The following is a 1,577-nucleotide window of genomic DNA, read 5'->3' as shown; positions in this document are numbered from 1 at the left end:
CGAAGCGGCTGGAAATGACGGTTGCATTATTTGCCGCGATTGGATCGTTCATTGATTCGGCGCAGAGTTTTATGGCGTCAGCAGATGATTTAAAGAATGGTCGTGGTGTCTTCATCGCACATGTCCTTCAGGCGATTTCATTCTTTGCGGGCGGGGTTGCGTTCAGTATCTATGCGGTCTCACTCATTGTCCAAGGGTTTGGTGTATCGACATCTTGGCTCGGCTGGGGAATAGTTCTTGTTGTCATTGGGTTTGCATTAGGGTTTGTTGCGTCACTCTTTATGACTATTCCCATTGAAGACTGGGCCGCGAGATGTATTTGGGGAGGGGGTGGTGTCGCGTCTAGGTGGCCTACAAATGAGATCGAACTGCAAGAGCTAAATAAAGTGTTGCTCGGGATCGAAGTCGACGCCCAATTCCGAAGCTCGTTGAGCCTCAAAAACCTTGCAAGCATCGACGATGTCATCATTGGAGAGGCGGTGCGGAGAATGACTGCGCAGGAGTCAGATGCGCAATTCACCAGGGAATTTGTCGTGAAGCTAAAGCTGGTTGAGCAGATGAGAAAGCGGCTCGGAGTCTATGTTCGCGTTGCTGGTAGAGGAAAGTCAGGATCTGAGACTGTAGCCGTTTACTCGACAGATGCGAACGGTCGTCCGGGAGAGAATTGGGGGCGGGGTGTGTCGAAAGGTGCAATTGATCATGCAGCCCTTGACGCACTGACTATCTCGGGGCACGTTGAAAGCGGAAGATTTTCCGCGCTTTCCGTTGAGTTTACTATACGGGATGCTCTTGAGGATGGGGATGTTATTGTTCAGGAAAATATGGTGATTGAGTGAGTGCTTCATCTAAAAGGCACGGAAAGGTTGTTGTCGCCGAATGGGAGGGTGATGAACCCTACTTTGATACTGAGTTCGCACGTGCGCGGAGTCGAGGAAAGGCTCAGGTTGGTATAGCCCAGCCGAGGAGAATCCTTGAGAGTACCGATTCCATTAGAGTGCACACGGGCCCGTCTTCGTCTGGCTCGGTGATTGCTGCGTATGAGAATGGGATAATGGTCGGTGGGCTCAGGGGGGACCTTGGGCTTTCTGTGCTTGCTTGGTTTGGACTTCTTCCTGCGTTCTGTCTTATTCTCGTGAGTGGATATTGCATGTACGTTCTTGGGCGGATTGGTGACGCTGCTCTGGATAACCTTGGATTTACATTGGGTGTTGTTTTTGCAGGTCTTGTGAGTGGGGTCTTTGGCGTTAGTTCCTTCAGCGTTTTGTTTAGGGCTCTTGTTTTCATGCCTNTGAGTGGGGTCTTTGGCGTTAGTTCCTTCAGCGTTTTGTTTAGGGCTCTTGTTTTCATGCCTTCCGACTTTCCGGTTATATTTAATAGATATACTCAGGATGTATGGGTCCCGGTTCCAAAAATGCCTTCGTTCGTTCGAATATTTGAACTTTCTCCGGTTTCATTTGAGCGCCACAGTTGGGCTAGTCTGAGGCCGCGGACTTATCGGATTCTTGAGGTTACGCCGGGCGCAAGCTCCGCTCGCTGGGCTTATATTTTGACCTTGGTCTTTGGTCAAGAGAATGATC

The 1,577-nt window shown here is 50.1% G+C and carries 1 protein-coding gene; it reads left to right on the top strand.

Annotated features, from left to right (window positions below):
• The coding region (locus D5301_RS24090; RefSeq protein ID WP_194936672.1) for a hypothetical protein at positions 1-836 on the top strand (836 nt) is incomplete at its 5' end.
• Positions 837-1,577 lie beyond the last annotated feature (741 nt).

The sequence above is a fragment of the Stenotrophomonas sp. MH181796 genome (assembly GCF_009659995.1).
GTDB lineage: Bacteria > Pseudomonadota > Gammaproteobacteria > Xanthomonadales > Xanthomonadaceae > Stenotrophomonas > Stenotrophomonas riyadhensis.
Note: the sequence above shows the minus strand (reverse complement) of the source record. Positions and strands in the feature narration are given on the sequence as shown.